This window comes from Falsirhodobacter xinxiangensis (assembly GCF_004959935.1).
In the GTDB taxonomy this organism is placed as follows: domain Bacteria; phylum Pseudomonadota; class Alphaproteobacteria; order Rhodobacterales; family Rhodobacteraceae; genus Falsirhodobacter; species Falsirhodobacter xinxiangensis.
The window spans coordinates 1-2,124 of sequence record NZ_SMYN01000055.1 but is presented as its reverse complement, the minus strand read 5'-3'; the positions used below and the strand labels follow the sequence as shown (position 1 = coordinate 2,124).

The window sequence follows — 2,124 nt, the reverse complement described above, 5'->3', positions numbered from 1 at the left end:
GGAATGCAAAAAGCCCCACGGTAAGGCGGGGCGCAAGTCTTGGTAACTAGGCTATATTTTTTGGTTGCGGGAGCTCGCTTCCAGAAATTCTTGCCCATCATGCAGACCACCTGCCGTCCTGACATCTCCCATAGTCTGTAATCCGTTACGGTCATGAAGGGCGGGAAGCCGCCTGAGGGCACTGCGGCGTGGCAGTTGCAGCGACATTGCCAAAGCAGCCGTTCACTTCGTTGTCCGCGTGGGACACCATGGTGCGCTACTGAACGCCGCCTTGATAATAGTTATCAAATGGCGTAGGCTCCGAGTGCACTTGAGGAGACCACCATGATCAGTGCCGATCTCGGACAACACCTCGAATCTTTCGTTTCGTCACTTGTGGAGACGGGCAGATACAACTCGAAAAGCGAGGTTCTTCGAGAGGGCATCCGCCTGATCCAAGAGCGTGAAGCAAGGTTAGTTCTGCTGGATCAGGCGATTGCGCGTGGAGTGGCGGATGCCGAGGCGGGCCGCGTCAGCGCCGCATCGGAGGTTCTGGCTCGACTTGAAGCCAAATTTCAGGTTGCTGGTCGCACTGCCGAATGATCGTCGAATTCACCAGCGCCGCCGAAGCCGACTTGGATAGCATTGGCGCCTACATAGCGCGTGACAACCCTGCTCGGGCCTTGAGCTTCGTCAGGGAACTGATTCAATCCTGCCTAGAACTTTCGAATTTGCCGGAGGCGTGGCCTGTTGTGCCGCGCTACCAACGATTGGGTATCCGCCGACGAGTTCACGGCCGATACCTGATCTTCTACCGCATAATGCAGGAACGGATCGTTATCGTGCACGTCCTGAACGGCGCGATAGATGTTGATGTTATCCTGTTTCCCGCCGGTTGAAGAGCGACCGCTGCACCACGCAGCTATGTCGTCATTTGTGCATGGAGTCGTTTCAATGTTAGCAAGGCCGCTCGTGTAGCGCTTAGCGATCCGACCGCCACACACGGTGCCGGCCGGACCTCAGCTACAAATCTATTCCTTTGGAGAGGGCCAATACGTCGTCGAGATCAACGCCGAGATAACGAACGGTGCTGTCCATCTTGGTGTGGCCCAACAGAAGTTGGACAGCCCTAAGGTTGCCAGTCTTCTTATACAGTTGGGCAACTTTCGTCCGCCGCATCGAGCGCGTGCCATAGCCGCTCGGCTCGAGGCCTATCGACAGAATCCACTCCCGAAGGATGCGGGCATACTGGCGGGTCGAAAGGTGCTCGCTGGCGTGCAAACGGCTCGGCCATAAAAATTCGCAACCGATCATCTCGGGGTCGGCGATCCAGCGTTCGAGCGACTGCCTGGTGTTTTCGGTGATCTCGAAGCGAACCGGCTTCCCGGTCTTGCTTTGCGTAACGGATGCTCGGTCTTTGGCTCGGCCAGCGACGAAGACGTCTCTCACCTTAAGACCGACCAGATCGCAGCCCCTCAGCTTGCTGTCGATGGCCATGTTGAACAAGGCGAGGTCCCGTTTGTTTTCTGACATCTCGAGACGCACTCGGATCGACCAAACGTGCTTCGGCAGAAGGGGGCGCTTCTGACCAATGATACGCCCCTTATTCCACGCGGGATGGTCAGGTCGGAGGACAGGAAGAAAATCGGTGGTCATGGCGGTACCTCCTGCCCCCGTCCCACCCTCGCTCCGGATTGTCCGACCTCCGCAGATTATCACAGGCCGCTTGAGTCGCGTTATGCGATCGCGCGGATGGGAAAGCTGACCGACGGCACTGCGGCACGGCACATTCAGCGAGCTCACTAAAGCAGTTATCCGTGCCTAGCGCGGCAATCGCCCTGCACGCCGCGCTACACCCCCCCTTCCAACTCAGAAAACGTAAGCGAACTCTGCTCCAACCTTCCGCGCGTCATCCTTATGCATTTATTGGACCCAGATGATGGTTTGGACGGAGTGCCTCGATGGAGCCTGCATTGGAGCTTCTCCTGGGTGGCAGTGGCGGCCGACCGCCAGCAAGCGATCGAGCTGGGCCACCATTCCGTCGAGAATGCTGCGCTCGGCTGAATGGACGCGCTCGGCACCACCGATTTCCGCGTTAAGTTGGGTAGTTACTGAGCCACTCCCCTGAAATCGGACAGTGACGGA

3 protein-coding genes are annotated in these 2,124 nt (G+C 57.8%); 2 read left to right on the top strand and 1 reads right to left on the bottom strand.

The features are described 5' to 3' along the window. The first annotated feature begins 324 nt into the window (after window positions 1–324). Window positions 325–582 (top strand): type II toxin-antitoxin system ParD family antitoxin, encoded by a 258-nt coding sequence (locus tag E2K76_RS20080; RefSeq protein WP_136686206.1) that lies wholly within the window; start codon window positions 325–327, stop codon window positions 580–582. Continuing rightward, entirely contained in the window at window positions 579–878 is a 300-nt protein-coding gene (locus tag E2K76_RS20075; RefSeq protein WP_136686205.1) for a type II toxin-antitoxin system RelE/ParE family toxin, read from the top strand. The genes E2K76_RS20080 and E2K76_RS20075 overlap by 4 nt, the downstream gene beginning before the upstream one ends. 124 nt (window positions 879–1,002) lie before the next feature. Here the strand turns inward: E2K76_RS20075 and E2K76_RS20070 are convergent, their stop codons facing one another. Next, the gene (locus E2K76_RS20070) at window positions 1,003–1,635 is read right to left on the bottom strand and encodes a tyrosine-type recombinase/integrase (protein WP_136686204.1); all 633 of its coding nucleotides are present in this window, start codon (window positions 1,633–1,635) and stop codon (window positions 1,003–1,005) included. Window positions 1,636–2,124 lie beyond the last annotated feature (489 nt).

Coding starts and splice junctions, on each gene's coding strand:
- E2K76_RS20080 (WP_136686206.1), top strand. CDS start 325: ATGATCAGTGCCGATCTCGGACAACACCTCGAATCTTTCGTTTCGTCA.
- E2K76_RS20075 (WP_136686205.1), top strand. CDS start 579: ATGATCGTCGAATTCACCAGCGCCGCCGAAGCCGACTTGGATAGCATT.
- E2K76_RS20070 (WP_136686204.1), bottom strand. CDS start 1,635: ATGACCACCGATTTTCTTCCTGTCCTCCGACCTGACCATCCCGCGTGG.